At 66.2% G+C, this 19,693-nt stretch carries 13 protein-coding genes and 1 tRNA gene; 2 read left to right on the forward strand and 12 right to left on the reverse strand.

Features of this window, described 5'->3' with window-relative positions; genetic code table 11:
* The 9 genes from LIG30_RS08425 to fdnG form a co-directional block, all read right to left on the reverse strand.
* Window positions 1–519, reverse strand: a 519-nt coding sequence (locus tag LIG30_RS08425; protein ID WP_038711343.1) for an ATPase, T2SS/T4P/T4SS family, incomplete at its 3' end; no start/stop codon positions are given.
* Between the two features lie 11 nt (window positions 520–530).
* Window positions 531–2,885: a type II secretion system secretin GspD gene (gspD, locus tag LIG30_RS08430; protein WP_083493948.1), complete on the reverse strand. Its 2,355-nt coding sequence runs from the start codon at window positions 2,883–2,885 to the stop codon at window positions 531–533.
* Between the two features lie 705 nt (window positions 2,886–3,590).
* Window positions 3,591–3,686: transfer RNA gene (locus LIG30_RS26125), tRNA-Sec, on the reverse strand.
* Window positions 3,687–3,705: 19 nt separating this feature from the next.
* Window positions 3,706–5,628, reverse strand: coding sequence for a selenocysteine-specific translation elongation factor (gene selB / locus LIG30_RS08435; RefSeq protein WP_038711345.1), 1,923 nt, complete (start codon window positions 5,626–5,628; stop codon window positions 3,706–3,708).
* A complete protein-coding gene (selA, locus tag LIG30_RS08440; RefSeq protein WP_038711247.1) occupies window positions 5,625–7,061 on the reverse strand; it encodes an L-seryl-tRNA(Sec) selenium transferase in 1,437 nt (478 codons plus the stop codon). Before selA ends, selB begins: the two co-directional genes overlap by 4 nt.
* Before the next feature lie 120 nt (window positions 7,062–7,181).
* Window positions 7,182–8,114 (reverse strand): formate dehydrogenase accessory protein FdhE, encoded by a 933-nt coding sequence (gene fdhE / locus LIG30_RS08445; RefSeq protein ID WP_038711249.1) that lies wholly within the window; start codon window positions 8,112–8,114, stop codon window positions 7,182–7,184.
* A 110-nt stretch (window positions 8,115–8,224) separates the two neighbouring features.
* Window positions 8,225–8,851 (reverse strand): formate dehydrogenase subunit gamma, encoded by a 627-nt coding sequence (locus tag LIG30_RS08450; protein WP_038711250.1) that lies wholly within the window; start codon window positions 8,849–8,851, stop codon window positions 8,225–8,227.
* Window positions 8,848–9,762: a formate dehydrogenase subunit beta gene (fdxH, locus tag LIG30_RS08455; RefSeq protein WP_038711252.1), complete on the reverse strand. Its 915-nt coding sequence runs from the start codon at window positions 9,760–9,762 to the stop codon at window positions 8,848–8,850. Before fdxH ends, LIG30_RS08450 begins: the two co-directional genes overlap by 4 nt.
* Window positions 9,763–9,772: 10 nt before the next feature.
* Window positions 9,773–12,844 (reverse strand): formate dehydrogenase-N subunit alpha, encoded by a 3,072-nt coding sequence (gene fdnG, locus LIG30_RS08460; protein WP_083493949.1) that lies wholly within the window; start codon window positions 12,842–12,844, stop codon window positions 9,773–9,775.
* A 126-nt stretch (window positions 12,845–12,970) separates the two neighbouring features.
* Here fdnG and LIG30_RS08470 point away from each other — a divergent pair, with 126 nt between their 5' ends.
* On the forward strand, window positions 12,971–13,858 hold the full coding sequence (locus LIG30_RS08470) for a YihY/virulence factor BrkB family protein (RefSeq protein WP_038711347.1): 888 nt from the start codon (window positions 12,971–12,973) through the stop codon (window positions 13,856–13,858).
* A 421-nt stretch (window positions 13,859–14,279) separates the two neighbouring features.
* Window positions 14,280–15,428: a porin gene (locus tag LIG30_RS08475; protein WP_038711257.1), complete on the forward strand. Its 1,149-nt coding sequence runs from the start codon at window positions 14,280–14,282 to the stop codon at window positions 15,426–15,428.
* Between the two features lie 266 nt (window positions 15,429–15,694).
* Here LIG30_RS08475 and LIG30_RS08480 read toward each other — a convergent pair whose 3' ends face one another.
* From LIG30_RS08480 to purF, 3 genes are all read right to left on the reverse strand, one after another.
* On the reverse strand, window positions 15,695–16,138 hold the full coding sequence (locus LIG30_RS08480) for an HU family DNA-binding protein (protein ID WP_038711259.1): 444 nt from the start codon (window positions 16,136–16,138) through the stop codon (window positions 15,695–15,697).
* 564 nt (window positions 16,139–16,702) lie between these two features.
* Window positions 16,703–17,893: an O-succinylhomoserine sulfhydrylase gene (locus LIG30_RS08485; RefSeq protein ID WP_038711261.1), complete on the reverse strand. Its 1,191-nt coding sequence runs from the start codon at window positions 17,891–17,893 to the stop codon at window positions 16,703–16,705.
* 237 nt (window positions 17,894–18,130) lie between these two features.
* A complete protein-coding gene (gene purF / locus LIG30_RS08490) occupies window positions 18,131–19,666 on the reverse strand; it encodes an amidophosphoribosyltransferase (RefSeq protein ID WP_038711262.1) in 1,536 nt (511 codons plus the stop codon).
* Between the last annotated feature and the right edge of the window lie 27 nt (window positions 19,667–19,693).

Here is a 19,693-nt window from a genome sequence, read left to right on the forward strand (position 1 = left end):
GCCGTGCAGCGCCTTCTTCGGTCGCACGACGTCGCGCAGCGTGCCGTCGACGCGAAAGCGCACGACCGACGCGTTCTCGAACGGCTCGATATGGATGTCCGACGCCTGCTCGCGGGCCGCCTGCGTGAGCAGCGCGTTGATCATCCGGATGATCGGCGCGTCGTCTTCCGATTCGAGCAGGTCCTCGACTTCGGGAATGTCCTGCATCAGCCGCGACAGGTCGACTTCGCCCTCGACCTCGCCGACCACCTGCGCCGCGCTGCCGTCCTGGCGCGCATAGGCCTCGTTGATCGCATCCGCAAGTTCGTCGTCGGGCAGACAAACGAGCAAGATCCTGCCCATGCGCCTTGCGACTTCCGCGATCGCGCTCGTCGGCGTACGGGCGCTGACCCAGACTTCGAGCATCTCGGGATGCGCGCGCGCGATCAGGATCTGCCCGTTGCGTGCGAAGCCGTAAGGCAACCTCGGCAACGGTTGCGGCGGCGAATCGGGTGGCGCTGCGATGGCCGGGGCGAGCAATGCGTCGGGCGTCACGGCCGTGCCCTCATCGCGTCCGGTTCGGTCGACGCGCCGGTCACCGGGGGTGGCGCGCGTTCGTCGCGCGCGCCGGCATCTGCGCCATCCGCTGCGCCAGCCTGAGCACCGGATGCCGCGCCGGCCGTTGCCGCCGGATCGGGGCGCGTCATCCGGCTCAGGTCGAAGATACCTTCCGACGCCGGCACGCCCTGCCCCGGCCCCGGCGCGCGCGGCGGCAGCGCCGGGCTGTCGTGGTCGCGCTCGATCCGGTTGTCCGAGCGGTAGTCGCTCATCTGCTGCTGAAGCTGGTCGTAGCGCACACCGGAAACGCTCGCGGTCGTGTCGCTGTCCGGCAGGATCACCGGGCGCAGGAACACCATCACGTTGGTCTTCGTGCGGTTCTTGTTCTCCGTGCGAAACAGCGAACCGATCAGCGGCAGATTGCCGAGGAACGGTACCTTGTCGTTGCCGTCCGCATAGTTGTCCTGGATCAGACCGCCGAGCACGATGATCTCGCCGTCGTCGGTCAGCACCGTCGACTGCACCGAACGCTTGACGATGGTGACGCCGCCGGGGTTATTGATCGACGTCGGGTCCACCGACGAGTCCTCCGAGTAGATCTGCAGCTTGATCACGCCACCCTTCGTGATCTGCGGCTTCACGTGCAGCACGATCCCCACGTCCTTGCGGTCGAAGGTATTGAACGCGCTGACGCCAGTGCTCGACACCGCCGTCGCTGTCGAATACGAGCCCGTCTGCACCGGCACGTTCGAGCCAACGACGATGCGCGCCTCCTCGTTGTCGAGCGTGATCAGGTTCGGTGACGACAGGATCGACGCGTTGCTGACCGTCGCCAGCGCCTGCACCAGCGCACCAAGCCCGAAAAACTTGCCGAACTTGTGCAGCAGGCCGATGTTGATGCCGTTGTTGAGCAGCGTCATCACGGTCGAGGTCGACAGCGTCTGTCCGAGCGTCTGGCCTTTCGCGGTCAGATCGACGATGCTCTGGCTCGTCGCCGTGCCGAAGTTCGTGCTGCCGTACAGCGCGTTGTTGCCGTTCCCGGATTGAATCGCGCCCTGCCACTGCACGCCGAGGTTCGCCGCCGATGTCGCGCTGATCTCGACGATCATCGCCTCGAGATAGACCTGCGCTCGCCTCAAGTCGAGCTGGTCGACCACGTTGCGGATGTTCTGGTAGACCGGCTCGGGCGCGGTGATGACGAGCGAGTTCGTCGCCGGATCGGCCTGGATCGTGCCCGCGCTGCCGTCACTGCCGCCCGTCGCGCCGGCGAGCAAGCCGCCCCGGCTCGTCGTCGAGTCGCTGCCCGTCGAACCGGACGACGCATCGATCGAGCCGGGCAGCGGCGGCAATCCGGGCGTGCCCGTCGACGTGCTCGATCCGCCGGTGCCGCTCTTGCTCGTGCTGCCGCCTGCGGCATCGCTGTAGTTCTTCAGTGTCGGATTCCCGGATGTCGTGCCGCTGTCGCCCGGCATGCCCATCATTCCGCGTAGCACCTTCACGAGTTCGGCTGCGTTCGCGTTCTGCAGCCGCACGACGTGCATGTTGCCCGGCACGCGCGTCGGCGCGTCGAGTTGCTTGATCAGCGCCTTCGCGTCGCTGATGCGGCCGGGGTCGGTCGCACGCAGCAGGATCGCGTTCAGGCGCGGGTTCGCGCTGACCGACACCTTCAACGTCGCATCCGTGTTGCCGGTCGCGCTCGGATCGAGCATCTTCTGCACGATCGGCGCGAGGTCGACCGCGCTTTCGTGGCTCAGCGGCACGACCGTGACCTTCTGCGAAGAGCCTGCATCGATGCCGGCGATGATCTCCGCGATGCGGCGCACGTTGTCCGCGTAGTCGGTCACGACGATCGAGTTGTCGTTCGGGTACGCGGCGATCGCGTTGTTCGGGCTGACGAGCGGCTTGAGCACCGGCAGCAGATTCGTCGCCGATTCGTTTCTCAACCGGAATATCTGCGTGATCACGTGGTCGCCGCTCGCGCGCGGCGTGTTGCCGACGTAGGTCGGGCCGCCCTGCAGCTTCGCGTCGGCCTCGGGCACGACTTTAAGGATGCCGTGATCGCGCACGAGCGCAAAGCCCTGCATCCGCAACGATGCTTCGAGACTCTTCAGCGCACGCTCCTTGGTCACCGGGTTGTCGGACACAAGGTTGATCTGCCCTTTCACGCGTGGATCGACGATGATCGTCGTGTCGGTCGCGGCGCCGATCGCCTTGGCGACCTGGCTCACGTCGACGTTCGCAAAGTTCAGCATGACCTGCGCTTGTGCGAATCGAACGACGAGGAGACCCACGGCCAACCACGTGCAACGAAACGAAAGACGGCTGGAACGGGAGCGTGTGCGTGTCATTTGGATTGATTGCCGGGCTGCAGGCAGGCTCTGACGAACGCGCCTGCCCGTGCATCGGTACGCCGATGCACACCCCGCAGGCCGCATTTATTGATTGGGTCCGTTTTGGCTTGATGCGTGCCGGACAGACGCGCAGGAGGGAGACTAAGGAAGGAAGTGGCGCAAATTTATGACGAATGTTGGGCTACCTTTTTGGTGCCTCCCGCCACTCGCATGTAGAGCCTGTCCGACACTCGGTTTACGACGCGTAAACCGAATGCCGGGAAAATGCCATTCAGTTACCGTTCCCGTTAAGAAATCGAACGGTATAGCGGAAAGAACAGGCCTCAGCGACCCGGTCGCATTTGCGGCGCGGTCGTTTCACATTGGTCAGGGATTTCAAGCATTCCCGGCGGCACGCGGGCATCCAGGCGGTCATCTCGGCGACGAAGAGCACGATGACTGATCGCCGCTAGACAAAACACCGCCCGTCACGCTGGCCTGCCTGAGTGTCACGTTCTTTTAATCGCGATCTCTGCCATATGGGTAGGCGGATACTGGCGATACATGACAGGCCATTACGACGGTGGAAATAGATGGCAAACTGTTGGCGGGAGATGTATCAAAACGTAAATCTGGCAGGCTTTTTTCAATCAAATAACTTCCTGGCGGAAATTTTACGATTACCGCTACAACACGGAGCACGCAATTCCCTTGAAACCCTTTTGGCGGAAGGCAGCCGGAGTCGAACCGACCTGGGAGCGGCTGACGCCCCCAACTGAGTTTGAAGCCCAGCCGCACCACCGGATGCGAATGCCTTCCGTCGCGACGAATTGACTGCCTACGCCGTATCGAGCCAACCGCTATCGGGGCGCAGGAGATGCAAATCGCGGTGAAAGCGAGTATATCCAACGCGATCGAAGAACTCGAGAATCTGGATCGCGCGCTTGCGTCCCAGGCCGGTCGCATCGCGAAACGTCGCGGCATCGAGCGCGCCGCCGCGCGCGTCGGCGAGCTGCGCGACGAGCTGCGCCAGCTCACGCACCACTTGCGCGTGATAAAACAGATCGCGGACGACCTGATGCACGTCGCCGCGCCGCGCGAGCTTGCGCAGCAGTGCGCGCACCGCGTCCTCCGGCGCGCCGCATTCGCTGGCCAGATCCCGCACCCACGGCGGATCGAAGCGCCCGGCAAGCATCGACGGCAGCAGCTTCTGCGCAAGTGCCTCTTCGCGCGCATCGAAACTGACCGCATGCGACGGCAGATGCAACCACGGCCCGCTCCGGACGACGTCCCCCTCCGCCACGAGCGACTCGACCAGCGCGCGCCACAGCGCACCGCCCGCCAGCGGCGCGACCATGCGGTGCAGGCGCGCCGAATCGATGCCCTGCTCATCCGGCATGCGTTCGTGAAACACGCCGAGCGTGTCGACAGCCTTGCCCCGCAACGCGAGCCAGTGCGCACGCGCGATCACGCAGCCGTCATTCGACGCGGGGCCGCGCTGACCGATCGGCAGCGCATCGTCAGGGAGCACGAGCGCATCGGGCGCATAGCCGGTCAGATGCGTCAGCGTCGCGCGCGCGATCCCCAGCGGCGCATGCGCAAGCAACGCATCGAGCCGGCCCTCGTCGAGCCAGGCCGCCAGCGCATCGAGCCACGCGCGGCGCGCCGGCGTGCGCCGCTTGCGCGCGGGACCGAACGGATCGAGCACGCGCCCGCCGCCGACGGTACGCATCGCCTGCGGATTGCGCACGATGAAGCGGTCGCCCGGCAGCGCGAACACCGGTTCGTCGAAAATCAGTTGCGCGCGCGCGTGCTGGCCCGGCGTGAGCGCGTCCCCGTCGAGCAGCGCCACGTGCGCGACGCGATGCAGCGTGCCGAGATGGACGTGCAGCGGCGCCCAGTGCGTCAGCGTGAGGCCGGCGTCCGGCAGCAGCGACAGGTCGACGTCCAGCCGCGGCGAGATCTCCGCCAGGCGCGTATCCGCGACCGTATCGCCGCGCGCGACCGCCGCCTTGTCGATGCCCGCGAGATTCAGCGCGCAGCGCTCGCCTGCATGCCCGGCCTCGACCGGCCGGTTCTGCGCATGGATGCTGCGCACCCGCGCCGCGTCGCCGGTACGCACGATCGCGAGCGTGTCACCGCTTCGCACCTGACCGGCGAACGCGGTACCGGTCACGACCGTCCCTTGCCCGGCAAGCGTGAACACGCGATCCACCGCGAGGCGGAACAGCCCGTCGTCCCGGCGCGCGCGCCACGCGATCGCCGTGTCGCACAGATGGCGCTTGAGCGCCGCGACGCCCGCGTCGTCCGGATCGGTCGCGCAGGTCTCGAAGACCGGTGCGCCGGCCAATGCCGAGCCGGCGAGCCAGGTGGCGATTTCCTCGCGCACCTGCGTACGCCGCGCCGCGTCGACACGGTCGCATTTCGTCAGCGCAACCGCGCCATGCGCGACGCCGAGCAATTGCAGGATCGCCAGATGTTCGCGCGTTTGCGGCATCACGCCGTCGTCGGCGGCAATCACGAGCAGCGCGAAATCGATCCCGCACGCGCCGGCGGCCATCGTATGAATGAGTTTCTCGTGTCCCGGCACGTCGACCAGGCCGAGCACGTCGCCGTTGTCGAGCGGCACATACGCATACCCGAGCTCGATCGAGATGCCCCGGGCCTTCTCTTCCTTCAGGCGATCGGTGTCGACGCCCGTAAGCGCGCGCACCAGCGTCGTCTTGCCGTGGTCGATGTGTCCGGCGGTGCCGACGATCATGCGGCGGGCCCCGCGCTTGCGCATTGCGCGACGAAGGCGGCCTCGTCGGCGGCTTCGAGGCAGCGCAGGTCGAGCCGCAGCGCGCCGTCGGCGACGCGGCCGAGCACCGGGCGCGGCCACTCGCGCAAGCGCTTTTCGAGCTGCACGATCGCGCGGCCGCTGCGCTTGCCGTCCGGCGTGCGCACGACAAGCCCGCAGCTCGGCAACTGGTCGACCGGCAGCGCGCCGCTGCCGATCTGGCTGAACATCGGCTCGACGCTCACTTCGTAGGCCGCGCCGAGCACCGCCTGCAACGCCGGCTGCACGCGCGCGGCCGCGTCGGCGATCTCCTGCTGCGAGCGCGTGAGCAGGCGCAGCGTCGTCAGCCGGTCGCGCAGGAATTCCGGCGCCTGATACAGGCGCAGCACCGGCTCCAGCGCGGCCAGCGTCAGCTTGCCGACGCGCAGCGCGCGCTTGAGCGGATGTTTCTTGATCTTGTCGATCAGCGCGCGGCGGCCGACGATCAGCCCGGCCTGCGGCCCGCCGAGCAGCTTGTCGCCGCTGAACGTGACGAGGTCGGCGCCGGCTTCGACGGTTTCGCGCACCGTCGCTTCGTGCGGCAGCCCCCATTGCGCGAGATCGGCCAGTACGCCGCTGCCGAGATCGACCGCGACCGGCAGCCCGTGCGCGCGCGCGAGCGGCGCCAGCTCGGCGAGCGTCACTTCCCTGGTGAATCCGCTGATCGCGTAGTTGCTGCAGTGCACCTTCATCAGCAGCGCGGTGCGCGGGCCGATCGCATCGGCGTAGTCGCGCAGGTGCGTGCGGTTCGTCGTGCCGACCTCGCGCAGCCGTGCGCCGGCCCGGCTCATGATGTCGGGAATGCGGAACGCGCCGCCGATTTCCACCAGCTCGCCGCGCGACACGATCACCTCGCGCTTCGACGCGAGCGCCGACAGTGTCAGCAGCACCGCTGCCGCATTGTTGTTGACGACGGTTGCCGCCTCGGCGCCCGTCAGCTCGCAGATCAGGCCGTCGATCAGGTCGTCGCGATCGCCGCGGCGCCCGCTCGACAGGTCGAATTCGAGATTCGTCGGCTGCGTCAGCGCGGTCACGACCGCGCGCACCGCGTCGTCCGGCAGCAACGCGCGGCCGAGATTGGTGTGCAGCACCGTGCCCGTCAGGTTGAAGACCGGCCGCATCGCGCCGGCGCTCTGCTCGGCCAGCGCGCGCGCGACGGCTGTGGCGATGCGCGTCTCGTCGAGCGGCTCGGCGGCCGCCGGATCGCGCTGCGCGGCCGTGCGCCAGCGCGCCAGCTCGGCGCGCACCGCGTTCAGCACGCGGGTGCGGCCATACTCGTCGACGAGCGGCCGGACAGGGACGGACGCCAGCACGCGCTCGACGGACGGCACGCGCGCGAGCACGGCGTTCAACTCGTTCAGGCCAGGTTCGGTCACGTGGTGGGTCTCCTGTCGGCTGGATGTCGACCAGATGTCGGCCAAACTTTGCGCTTTAGTGCTTAGTTTGGCCCCATGCAAGGCTGCCCGATGCAGCGCGCTCCCGCCGCACGCAAAGCCTCATTCTTCGTCGGGCGAAGCCGGCCACAGCAGCGGGTTCGGCGAGCTGCGCCGATAGCCGGCCTCGTTCATCAACAGATCGAGCGTGAGGCTCGCGAGATCGTCGGCAAGCGGCTCGAACTCGAAATCCTTGTCCTGATAGCCGATCTTGCGGTACGTCTTGCATTCGTCGCACGACTCGGCCTTCACGGCCTCGCTGCCGCCTTCGATGCCGTGGTACGCAATGCCCTTTGTCGAGTCGCAGTGCGAGCACTTGGTGCGAACCATGTGCCATTCGGTCGCGCACAGGCCGCACTGCAGGAACCGGTAGCCCTGATACTGGCCGCCGACCCGCACAATGCTCGCGACCGGATGCGAGCCGCACACCGGGCACAGCCCCGGTTGATCGAGAAACGGCACGTCGGCGGGCATCACGCGGCTCGCCAGGTCGGTCCAGACCACCTGCAGCGCGGCCGCGACGAACGGCGCCGATGCCAGTTCGACCTCCGCATGGCGCAGCGCGAGAATGGCGTCGGCCTGCGCGTCCAGTTCGGCGGGCGTCATCAGACGCAGCCGGTCGATCAGCTTCGCGAGTGGCGGATTGACGAGCCCGGCCCGTTCGATGCGGTCGAGCAGATGCTGCAGCACGTCGCGCCACTGCGGATCGCGCTCGCCGGACAGCGCCGGCACGAGCGGCATCGAATGCTGCTGCGCATGCGCGATCGCATCCGCCGGCGGCGCCTGCGCGAACAACGCGTCCAGCACCGCCTGCTGCGCGTCGGCGACGACCGCCATCAGGCGCAGGTAGCCACCGATCGGATTCAGGTCGGCGAGCTTGCGCAGGCGCGCGGCGCGCGCCGAGAAAACCGTCGCGCGTTCCGGCAGCCGGAAGCGCGGAATGGCCGAATGATCGAGCGCCGCGATGTCATTCGGTTCGAGAATACGTTGAGTCACACTGTGCCTTTCAAAAAAACAAGCGCCGACGGATCGGCGCTATCGACTGCTCCGGCCCGCGCGGAGCGGCTCGCCGTGACCGGCGTTCCGCCCCGGGCTCCGGGGTACGCTCACTTCACGCTTTCCCGGAACCATTTCGGGTGGTGCTTGCGCGCCCAGCCGGGCGTGACGGTGCCGCGCACCATCGCCCGTATCGAGCCCTTGATCCACAACGCCGCGTAGATATGCACGACGATGCCGGCAATCAGCACGAACGCCGCGGCGGCGTGGATCACCGACGCGAGGCGGATCGCCCCGATCGGGAAATAGAACGAGAAATACCGCCGCCAGATGACGATCCCGGACAGCAGCAACAGCGCGAGGCACGCCACCATCGCGAAGAATAGCAGCTTCTGTCCCGCGTTATAGCGGCCGACTTCGGGCAGCTTGTCGTCGCGGTTCGCGACCACGTCGCCGAGCTGGCGCAGCCATTGGCGGTCGCCCGCATCGAGCACGTTGTGACGCCAGAACCGCACGGCCATCACCGCGAACGACGCGAACATCACGAGACCGACGAACGGATGCAGGATCCGCGTCCACTGGCCGCCGCCGAACAACGCGGTCAGCCAGAACATCGACGGATGGAACAGCGCGAGTCCCGACAATGCGAGCAGCACGAACGCAATCGCGGTGATCCAGTGGTTCGTCCGCTCGTTCGCCGTGTAGCGGACGATCAGGTTGGGGTCGTCATGCTTCATTTCGCGTCCTCCTTGATGCGTCGCGCCTCGTCGCGGGCGGCGGCTTCGTCGTCCTCGGTCACCTCGTTCGGGCCGACCCGGGTGTAGTGGAAGAAGCCCGCGAGCGCCGACAGCGCGATGCCCGCGACGGCGAGCGGCTTCGCGATGCCCTTCCACAGCTTCACCATCGGGCTGATCGACGGGTTGTCCGGCAGGCCGTGATACAGCGACGGCTTGTCGGCATGGTGCAGCACGTACATCACGTGCGTGCCGCCGACGCCCGGCGGATCGTACAGCCCGGCCTTGTCGAAGCCGCGCTCCTTCAGGTCCTCGATCCGCTCGGCCGCGTGCTGCTTCATGTCCTCCTTGGTGCCGAACACGATCGCGCCCGTCGGGCAGGTCTTCACGCAGGCGGGCTCCTGGCCGACCGCGACGCGGTCGGAGCAGAGCGTGCACTTGTACGCGCGATGATCCTTCTTCGAGATCCGCGGGATGTTGAACGGGCAGCCGGTCACGCAATAGCCGCAGCCGATGCAGTTCTCCTCGTGGAAATCGACGATGCCGTTGTTGTACTGCACGATCGCGCCCGGCGACGGGCACGCCTTCAGGCAGCCCGGGTCCTCGCAGTGCATGCAGCCGTCCTTGCGGATCAGCCATTCGAGGTTGCCGTCCGGGTTCTCGTATTCGGCGAACCGCATCACCGTCCACGAATGCTCGGACAAATCGGCCGGGTTGTCGTACACGCCGACGCTGGTGCCGACTTCGTCGCGCAGGTCGTTCCACTCCATGCACGCCGTCTGGCACGCCTTGCAGCCGATGCACTTCGACACGTCGATCAGCTTCGCGACACTGCCCGTCACCGGCTCGCGCGCGGTCGGCGGTGGCGTCGTGGTGGCGGAGACGCGCTTGATATCCAGCGATTGCCATGCCATCTCGTCCCCCTTACGCCTTTTCGACCTTCACCAGGAACGACTTGAATTCCGGTGTGTACGAGTTGCCGTCGCCCACGGACGGAGTCAGGGTATTCGCGAGATAGCCGGGCTTCGTCAGCCCCTTGAAGCCCCAGTGCAGCGGGATGCCGACCGTCTGAACCTTCCTGCCGTCGACCATGAGCGGCTTGATCCGCTTCGTGACGAGCGCCACTGCGACGATATGGCCGCGGTTCGACGACACCTTCACGCGGTCGCCGTGCACCACGCCGACCTCCTTCGCCAGATCCTCGCCGATCTCGACGAACTGCTCGGGCTGGATGATCGCGTTCAGCCGCGCATGCTTGGTCCAGTAATGGAAATGCTCGGTCAGCCGGTAGGTCGTCGCGACGTGCGGGAACTGCGCGGCCTTGCCGAACGCCGCCCGGTCGCCCGGGAACACGCGGGCGGCCGGGTTGTTCAGCGCCTGCGGGTTGTTCGGATGGAACGGGTTCGCGGCCAGCGGCGTCTCGAACGGCTCGTAGTGCTCGGGGAACGGGCCTTCGTTCATGCCGGCGCGCGCGAAGAAGCGCGCGACGCCTTCCGGGTTCATGATGAACGGGCCCATGCCGTTCTCGGGCGGCTCGTCGGCCTTGTAGTCCGGGATGTCCGGCCCCGTCCACGCGCTGCCGTTCCAGCCGATCAGCTTGCGGGTCGGGTCGAACGGCTTGCCGTTCGCGTCGCACGACGCGCGGTTGTACAGGATCCGCCGGTTCGCCGGCCACGCCCATGCCCAGCCGAGCGTCTGGCCGATGCCGGTCGGGTCGGCGTTGTCGCGCCGCCCCATCTGGTTGCCCGCCTGGGTCCACGCGCCGCAGAAGATCCAGCAGCCGCTCGCCGTCGTGCCGTCGTCCTTCAGCTGCGCGAAGCCCGCGAGCTGCTCGCCCTTCTTCACGAGCGTCTTCGCCGGGTCCTTCGGGTCGGGCAGGTCGGCGAGCGCGCGGCCGTTGAACTCCATCGCGATCTCTTCGGGCGTCGGGCTTTCCGGGTGCGCATACGGCCAGCTCAGGTTGACGATCGGATCGGGATACTTGCCGCCCTCGGTCTGGTACATCCGGCGCATGCGCAGGAACAGCCCGGACATGATCTCGAGGTCGCTCTTCGCCTCGCCCGGCGGCTCGCCGCCCTGCCAGTGCCACTGCAGCACCCGGCCCGAGTTGACGAGCGAGCCGCGCTCCTCGGCGAAGCACGTCGTCGGCAGCCGGAACACCTCGGTCCGGATCTTCGACGCATCGACGTCGTTGTAGTCGCCGTGGTTCTTCCAGAACTCGGACGTCTCGGTCGCGAGCGGATCCATGATGACGAGCCACTTGAGCTTCGCGAGCGCCTCGGCCGTCTTCCCCTTCGACGGCGCCGCCGCGAGCGGGTTGAAGCCCTGCGCGATGTAGCCGTTCATCTTGCCCTGGTGCATCAGCTCGATCGTCTGCAGCAGGTCGTACTGCTTGTCGAGCTTCGGCAGGTAGTCGTAGCCCCAGTTGTTGTCGGCGGTCGCGGCGTCGCCCCACCATGCTTTCATGAAGCTGACGTGGAACGCGCGGTAGTTCTTCCAGTAGCTGAGCTGGTTCGGCCGCAGCGGCTGCTGCGTGCGCTTGTTGATGTAGTCGTCGAAGTTCTGCTCCGACTGCATCGGCAGCGTCATGTAGCCCGGCAGCAAGTTCGACATCAGGCCGAGGTCCGTGAGGCCCTGGATGTTCGAGTGGCCGCGCAGCGCGTTCATGCCGCCGCCCGCGATGCCGATGTTGCCGAGCAGCAGCTGCACCATCGCGCCGGTGCGGATCATCTGCGCGCCGATCGAGTGATGCGTCCAGCCGAGCGCGTACAGGATCGTGCCGGCGCGGCCGGGCACGGCCGTCGTCGCGAGCATCTCACACACCTTCAGGAATTTCTCCTTCGGCGTGCCGCAGACCTGCTCGACCTTCTCGGGCGTGTAGCGCGCGTAGTGCTGCTTCATCAGGTTGTACACGCAACGCGGATGCGCGAGCGTCGGGTCGACCTTCACGAAGCCGTCGTCGCCGCGCTCGTAGTCCCAGCTCGATTTGTCGGGATAGCCGTGCTTCTCCGCGTCGTAGCCGGAGTAGATGCCGTCGTTGAACGCGAAATCCTCGCGCACGATGAACGAGAAGTCCGTGTAGTTCTTCACGTACTCATGCTGGATCTTGTCGTTCGTCAGCAGGTAATTGATGATCCCGCCGAGGAACGCAATGTCCGTGCCGGTGCGGATCGGCGCGTAGTAATCGGCCACCGACGCCGTGCGCGTAAAGCGCGGGTCGACGACGATCAGCCGCGCCTTGCGGTGCGCCTTTGCTTCCGTCACCCACTTGAAGCCGCATGGATGGGCCTCGGCCGCATTGCCGCCCATCACGAGAATCACGTCCGCGTTCTTGATGTCGACCCAATGGTTCGTCATCGCTCCACGGCCAAACGTCGGGGCAAGACCTGCCACCGTCGGGCCATGTCAGACACGCGCCTGATTGTCGAATGCGAGCATCCCCAGACTGCGGACAGTCTTGTGGGTCAGGTAGCCGACTTCGTTGCTGCCGGCCGACGCGGCCAGCATGCCGGTCGTGAGCCAGCGGTTGACCTTCGCGCCGTCGTCCGCCGTCTCGACGAAATTCGCGTCGCGGTCGGCCTTCATCAGCTTCGCGATCCTGTCGAGCGCATCGCCCCACGCGATGCGCTCCCACTTGTCCGAGCCGGGCGCGCGGTATTCCGGGTGCACCAGGCGGCTGGGGCTGTGGATGAAGTCGATCAGGCTCGCGCCCTTCGGGCACAGCGTGCCGCGGTTGACCGGGTGGTCCGGATCGCCTTCGATGTGGATGATGCTCGGCCGGGCGTTCTTCGCGCCGTCGCCGAGGCTGTACATCAGGATGCCGCACCCGACGGAGCAGTACGGACAGGTGTTGCGGGTCTCAACGGTACGCGCCAGTTTGTATTGACGGACCTCCGCGAGCGCTTCGGCCGGCGAGAAGCCCATCAGGGCCAGGCTCGATCCGGCAAGCGACGTAGCCGTCACTTTGAGGAACTGGCGCCGGGACATGGGTAGCATGATGGTCTCGGCTGTTATCGTGGGGGAATCGAAAGAAATTATAGACGTTCGCCTTCAATTCGCTCGTATCCTCATCCACAATTTCCCGCCCAGGCAATCGGCACCCGCACTACCCTCCGACACGACATGAAGCCATCGATATCCGCCCATGCGACGCGCACCGCGCGAGCGCACTTCGACTGGGCGCTCGCCGCATTCCGGCGCTACTCCGGCGACCGCTGCTCGACCATGGCCGCGAGCATCGCGTTCTACTCGGCGTTCTCGCTCGCGCCGATGCTCGTGATGGTGATTGCCGTGGCGGGCTCGTTCTTCGGCGACGACGCGGCGCGCGGACTGCTGTTCGAGCAGGCGCACCACCTGATCGGCGACGAGGCCGCCGCGAGCGTGCAGGCCATCGTCGAGCACGCGCATCGCAGCGGCAATCGCAGCGGCACCGCCGCGCTGATGTCGTTCGCGGCGCTGGCGCTCGGCGCGTCGGCGACGTTCGCGTCGCTCAATACCGCGTTGAGCGTCATCTGGCCGGCGACCGAAAGCCGCTGGTCGAGCGTGCTCGGGCTGGTGCGCGTCCGGCTGGTCTCGTTCGCGCTGGTGTTGGGCGTCGCATTCCTGCTGACCGTGTCGCTCGTGCTCGACACGGCGATCACGTTCGTCGGACGCTGGCTGTGGGACGATTCGCCGTACCTGCTGGCCGGCAACCTGCTGCAGTTCTTCGTCGGCATCGCCGTGCTCGCATCCGCGCTCGCCGCGCTGATGAAGTTCCTGCCCGACGCGCACGTCGAGTGGCGCGACGCCGCAATCGGCGGCAGCGTATCGTCGATCCTGTTTGCCGGCGGCAAGAAGCTGTTCGCGCTGTATCTCGCGCGCACCGGGACGGCGAGCGCATTCGGCGCGGCGGGATCGTTCGCGGTGTTGCTCATGTGGCTGTATTTCTCTGCCGCCGTGCTGCTGCTCGGCGCGGAATTCGCGGCGGCGCGTGGCGCCGCGCGATCGCCCGCCACCGACGAGACGGACTAATCCGCCGAAGCGCCGTCACCTCGCCGGGCCGTGTCATTCGGCCCGCAACCGGCGCTGCGCGCGCCCGGGCGAAACGCATTAGCACGGTGTCCTTTCGGTGTCCATCCTCGTTCATACTGCCTTCGCAGCCCATGCGTACACGGTCGCGCACGACCAGCCGGCGGATCGGCCGGTACCGCACGATAGCCGCCGATCCCGCGCGACTGCAGACGGTTCACCGGCGATCACAACAATCGCAGCGCAGCAATTGTCAACTATTTCAAATTTCGGAATAGTCCTTAACATCCCTGAAAAGTAAGGACTTTTTCGTTCTGTGATGTTTTGGCGACACTTTATTTTTTGAGCTTTCTTGCGCGTACAGCACTGCGCTATTCTCCAATCCGCAACAAATAACGATTGACTCGCGTGGAGAAACTCAACAATGAAGAAACTTGCACTGTCTGCCCTCTCGTTCGCACTACTTGGCGCCACGGGTGCGGCTCATGCTCAAAACAGCGTGACGCTTTACGGCGTGATCGATACGTCGATCGCGTACGTCCACGGCAATGGTGGTAAGGCCAACAATGCATGGCAGATGCTGTCGGGCAATGAAAGCGGCAGCCGCTGGGGCCTCAAGGGCTCCGAGGATCTGGGCGCTGGCCTGAAGGCGATCTTCCAGCTCGAAAGCGGCTTCGATCCGGCCAACGGCGGCCTGGGTCAGAACAAGGGCATCTTCGGTCGCCAGGCCTACGTTGGCCTGCAAAGCGAAACGTACGGCGCGCTGACGCTGGGTCGTCAGTACGATCCGCTCACCGACCTGGTTCAAGGCCTGACGGGCGACAACATCGCGTTCCAATACGCGACGCCGGGTGACGTCGACAACAACGACAACAGCGCTCGCTTCAACAACGCGATCAAGTACACGTCGCCGGTCCTGGGCGGCTTCCAGTTCGTCGGCATGTACTCGCTGAGCGGCGTCGCCGGCAAGCCGGGCACGGGCCAGACGTGGTCGGCCGCGGGTGCGTACAACAACGGTCCGTTTGCTGTTGCAGCCGGCTACCTGCACCTGACGAACGGCACGACGCGCACGGACTGGACGAGCCCGACGGCAGACGCAGGCGCGGTGTTCGACGGCCCGATCAACGCCGGCTATAAAACGGCAAGCTCGGTCGGCATCGCGCACGTAGCAGGTCAGTACACGATTGGCCCGGTGGCTTTCGGCCTCGGCTACAGCAACGCGCAGTACTACCAGGACGGCTCGTCGGCGTTCGCTTCGACCGAGAAGTACAACACGGGTCGCGGCTGGGTGACGTACCAGGCTACGCCGGCTGTCCAGCTCGGCCTTGGCTATGCGTTCACGCGTGCGAGCGGCGATACGGACGCGAAGTACCACCAGGTCTCGGCGAGCGCGAGCTACGCGCTGTCGAAGCGCACGGACGTGTACCTGATCGGCGCTTACCAGCATGCAAGCGGCGAGCAGCGCGTGAACGCGACGACGGTCCAGAGCGCGCAAGCGTCGATCGCTTCGTCGGGTGCCGCCGGCACGAACTCGCAAGAGATCGTGGCGCTCGGCATGCGTCACAAGTTCTAAGCACCGCGCATCCGGCTCGCGCGGCGCCTTCGGGTGCCGCTCGGACGGATCGAAAGCCAGCCGGCGGCGTCAGCTCCGGCTGGCTTTTTTGTTTTATGCACGACCCCGTCCGGAAGAGCCGGAATTATCCAGCCATGGCCGGAACGGAAATCAGGCTGGCCGCACACGATCGTCTCGACAAAAAAAATCCCCACGCGCTTTCGCACATGGGGATCGCCGGACACTGCAGGCTGCCGGCGCATGTCCGGCACCCTGGCACGCCGCGATTACGCAGCCGCGTCCTTCAGCTTCTTCAGCGCGCGTGCCTTCACGCGCACGCTGGCCGGCTTCGCCGGGAACCAGCGCTCTTCGCCCGTGAACGGGTCCTTGCCGAAGCGCTTCTTCTTCGCCGGCACAGCCTGAGCCGTGATCTTCAGCAGGCCCGGCAGCGTGAATTCGCCCGCGCCCTTCTTGTGGATCGAGCCCAGCACGGCGCTCTCGAGTGCGGCGAGCACAGCCTTCACTGCCTTCAGCTCGACGGCGGCGCGCTCGGCGATGTGCGACGCGAGCGATGCCTTCGTGAAGGTGTCCTTGATCGGCGTCGGAGCGGCCGGCGCCTTCGCAACAGCCTTCTTGGCCACTACTTTCTTCGCGGGCGCTGCTTTCTTGGCAGCCACTTTCTTGGCCGGTGCGGCAGCCTTCTTAGCCACCTTTTTTGCGGAAGTCGCCATGTTTCTCCTACCAGGTGTGGTCGTTGGTTACGCGAAGCGCGCAACGCGCGCACTTCAAGGCCGGATTCTACAAGCGCAGCGACGCTTCGTGCAGTACTTTTGTGCGGAAAACACGGGTTTCCAGCAGGTTTTGTTGCATGCTGCTGATTCCGTGCCGCTCTCGCCGCTCGAAAAGCGCGGACAGGTACGCTGCAACGCACTTTTGGGCGCAGGGGAATGCTGCGTGGGGCGATCCACTCCCTGGCATTCCTGGCCGGTGCATTCCTGCCCGGGTGGAATGCATGGTACGACGCGAACCTGGCGTGGTCGGACCGGTGTCCCGGAGAAGCATAATGTGCAGGGATACTAATCGATCCGGACAAGCGCGGGCAGGCAGTCGTGAAGATGCGCACCGGGTCGCGCATCCTGCCCGCCCCCCCGGCATGAAAAGCGCCGGGCGACGTCACGACAGGGCCTCTGCGGCCGATCGAAGCCGCCCCCGCCGGCGACATGCCCTGCTGCCACGGGGCGGTAAAACAAGGGGTGACGATGCGCACGGCACGCGCCGCGCGCATCGCAAACACGTCAGCCGACGAGACCGCGCGTGAGGTCGTTGCGCAGGTCCGCCACGTCCTCGAGACCGACCGCAAGACGGAGCAGCCCTTCCGTGATCCCTGCCGCCGCGCGCGCTTCCGGCGTGACGCGGGAGTGCGTCGTGGTAGCCGGATGGGTGATCGTCGTGCGCGTATCGCCGAGGTTGCCGGTGATCGAGATCAGCTTCGTGCCGTCGATCACGCGCCATGCATTCGCGTGCTGCGCTTCCGGCGTGTCGCCCTTCACCTCGAACGACAGGATCGCGCCGCCCGCCTTTTGCTGGCGCTTGGCGAGCGCATGCTGCGGATGCGACTCGAGCCCCGGATAGAACACGCGGGCGACGGCCGGATGCTGCTCGAGCCAGCGCGCGATCTCCAGCGCGTTCGCCGACTGGCGCTCGACACGCAGCGACAGCGTCTCCATCCCCTTGAGCAGCACCCACGCGTTGAACGCGGACAGCGTCGGCCCGGCGCTGCGGACGAACGGAAACACCTTGCCCATGATGAAGTCCTTCGAGCCGACCAGCGCGCCGCCGAGCACGCGGCCCTGGCCGTCGAGGAACTTCGTCGCCGAATGCATCACGACGTCGGCGCCCAGTTTCAGCGGCTGCTGCAGCACCGGGCTGCAGAAACAGTTGTCGACGACGAACAGCGCGTTCACGGACTTCGCGATCTTGCCGATCGCCTCGATGTCGGCCAGCTCGGTGAGCGGGTTCGACGGCGTCTCGAGGAAGAACATCTTCGTTTCGGGACGCACGGCCTCCCGCCATGCGTTCAGGTCGGTCGGATCGACGAAGGTCGTCGTAATGCCGAACTTGCTGAAGATCTGCGAGAACATGCCGAGCGTCGAGCCGAACAGGCTGCGCGAGCTGACGAGGTGGTCGCCCGCCTGCAGCGCGGACATCACGACCGACAGGATCGCAGCCATGCCGGACGCGGTCGCGATGCACGCCTCGCCGCCTTCGAGCGCCGCGAGACGATCCTGGAACATCGTCACGGTCGGGTTCGTGAAGCGCGAATAGGTGTAATAGTCTTCCGAGTTCGCGAAGCGCTCGGCCGCTTCCGCCGCGCTCTTGAAGCAGAAGCTCGACGTGAGGAACAGCGCTTCGGAATGTTCGTTGAATTCGCTGCGAATCGTGCCCGCGCGCACGGCAAGCGTGTCGAAATTGAGAGAGTCGTCCATGTTCCGTTCTTCCGTTATCGATGTCCGTGCGCGGCGCGCACGGCATCAGGCCAACAAAAAAGCCCGCTATGCGTCGGCATCAGCGGGCTTCGGTGCGGTACGACAGCGGTCGACTCGGGCCGGCATCCGCCGGCCTTCGCTTTAGCTGTTTTGGGAAGTAGCCCCGCGTCCGCAAGCTGAAATCAAATCGACGCAAGGCCACATCGTATCACGCTCGTACGTCGATGTGGTTCCGGTTCACTCCATCGACAGTTGCAGGTGCAACTGAGATTTCCCCGACGCATCGCCGTTCGCGTCGCGGTCCGCCTGCGCGGACGGCGCGAGACGCGCGCGCTCGATGCCGTCGAGATACTCGGGCGTGATGTCGCCGGTGACGTAGTCGCCGTCGAAGCATGACGCCTCGAAGCGCTCGATCGACGGGTTGATGTCGCGCACCGCCTTTTTCAGGTCCTCGACGTCCTGATAGATCAGGTAGTCGGCGCCGATGATCTTCGCGACTTCCTCATCGGTGCGGCCGTGCGCGACCAGCTCGCCGCGCGTCGGCATGTCGATGCCGTACACGTTCGGGTACTTCACGGGCGGCGCCGCCGACGCGAAGATCACCGACTTCGCGCCCGCGTCGCGCGCCATCTGCACGATCTCGTGCGACGTCGTGCCGCGCACGATCGAATCGTCGACGATCAGCACGTGCTTGTCCTTGAACTCGATGCTCATCGCGTTGAGCTTCTGGCGCACCGACTTCTTGCGCACCGCCTGCCCCGGCATGATGAAGGTCCGGCCGACGTAGCGGTTCTTGAAGAAGCCTTCGCGATACTCGACGCCGAGCTTCGCCGCGACCTGCATCGCCGCCGGACGCGACGAATCGGGGATCGGCATCACGACGTCGATCGGCACGTTCGGCAGCTCGCGCTTGATCTTCTCGGCGAGGTAGTCGCCCATGCGCAGGCGCACGTTGTAGACGGGCACCCCGTCGAGGCACGAATCCGGGCGGGCCAGATACACGTACTCGAACATGCACGGGTTCAGGCGCGCGCTGGCCGCGCACTGCTGGCTGTGGAAGTTGCCGTCGTTGTCGATGAAGATCGCCTCGCCCGGCTTCACGTCGCGCACGAACTCGAAGCCGACGCCCTCGAGCGCGACCGATTCCGACGCCACCAGCCATTCGACGCCCTGCGCGGTTTCCTGCTTGCCGATGCACAGCGGGCGGATGCCGAACGTGTCGCGGAACGCGAGCAGGCCATAGCCGGCGATCACCGACACGACCGCGTACGAGCCGCGCACGCGGCGATGCACGCCCGCGACCGCCTTGAACACGGCGGCCGGATCGAGCTCCATGCCGGAGCTGGAGAGCTGCAGCTCGTGCGCGAGCACGTTGAGCAGCACTTCGCTGTCGGAATGCGTGTTGATGTGGCGGCGGTCGATCCGGAACATCTCGTCCTTCAACTGCTCGCAGTTGGTGAGATTGCCGTTGTGCGCGAGGACGACGCCGAACGGCGCGTTCACGTAGAACGGCTGGGCCTCTTCTTCGCTCGACGCCGAGCCGGCGGTCGGATAACGAACCTGGCCGATGCCGGCCGTGCCCGGCAGGCTGCGCATGTTGCGCGTGCGGAACACGTCGCGCACCAGGCCGTTCGCCTTGTACATGTGGAAAGTGCTGCCGTTCGCGGTCGCGATGCCCGCCGCGTCCTGACCGCGATGCTGCAGGAGCAGCAGGCTGTCATAGATCAGCTGGTTGACCGGGGATTGGGAGATAACGCCTACGATGCCGCACATGGCATGTCCTTCATGAATACAAAAACG

The sequence above is a fragment of the Burkholderia sp. lig30 genome, assembly GCF_000687455.2.
Classification (GTDB): Bacteria; Pseudomonadota; Gammaproteobacteria; order Burkholderiales; family Burkholderiaceae; genus Burkholderia.

Bases quoted from the DNA above. Each gene is read 5' to 3' on its own strand.
- fdxH (WP_038711252.1), bottom strand. From the start codon at position 9,762: ATGGCATGGCAATCGCTGGATATCAAGCGCGTCTCCGCCACCACGACG.
- LIG30_RS08470 (WP_038711347.1), top strand. From the start codon at position 12,971: ATGAAGCCATCGATATCCGCCCATGCGACGCGCACCGCGCGAGCGCAC.
- gspD (WP_083493948.1), bottom strand. From the start codon at position 2,885: ATGACACGCACACGCTCCCGTTCCAGCCGTCTTTCGTTTCGTTGCACG.
- selB (WP_038711345.1), bottom strand. From the start codon at position 5,628: ATGATCGTCGGCACCGCCGGACACATCGACCACGGCAAGACGACGCTG.
- purF (WP_038711262.1), bottom strand. From the start codon at position 19,666: ATGTGCGGCATCGTAGGCGTTATCTCCCAATCCCCGGTCAACCAGCTG.
- LIG30_RS08475 (WP_038711257.1), top strand. From the start codon at position 14,280: ATGAAGAAACTTGCACTGTCTGCCCTCTCGTTCGCACTACTTGGCGCC.
- LIG30_RS08485 (WP_038711261.1), bottom strand. From the start codon at position 17,893: ATGGACGACTCTCTCAATTTCGACACGCTTGCCGTGCGCGCGGGCACG.
- LIG30_RS08450 (WP_038711250.1), bottom strand. From the start codon at position 8,851: ATGAAGCATGACGACCCCAACCTGATCGTCCGCTACACGGCGAACGAG.
- LIG30_RS08480 (WP_038711259.1), bottom strand. From the start codon at position 16,138: ATGGCGACTTCCGCAAAAAAGGTGGCTAAGAAGGCTGCCGCACCGGCC.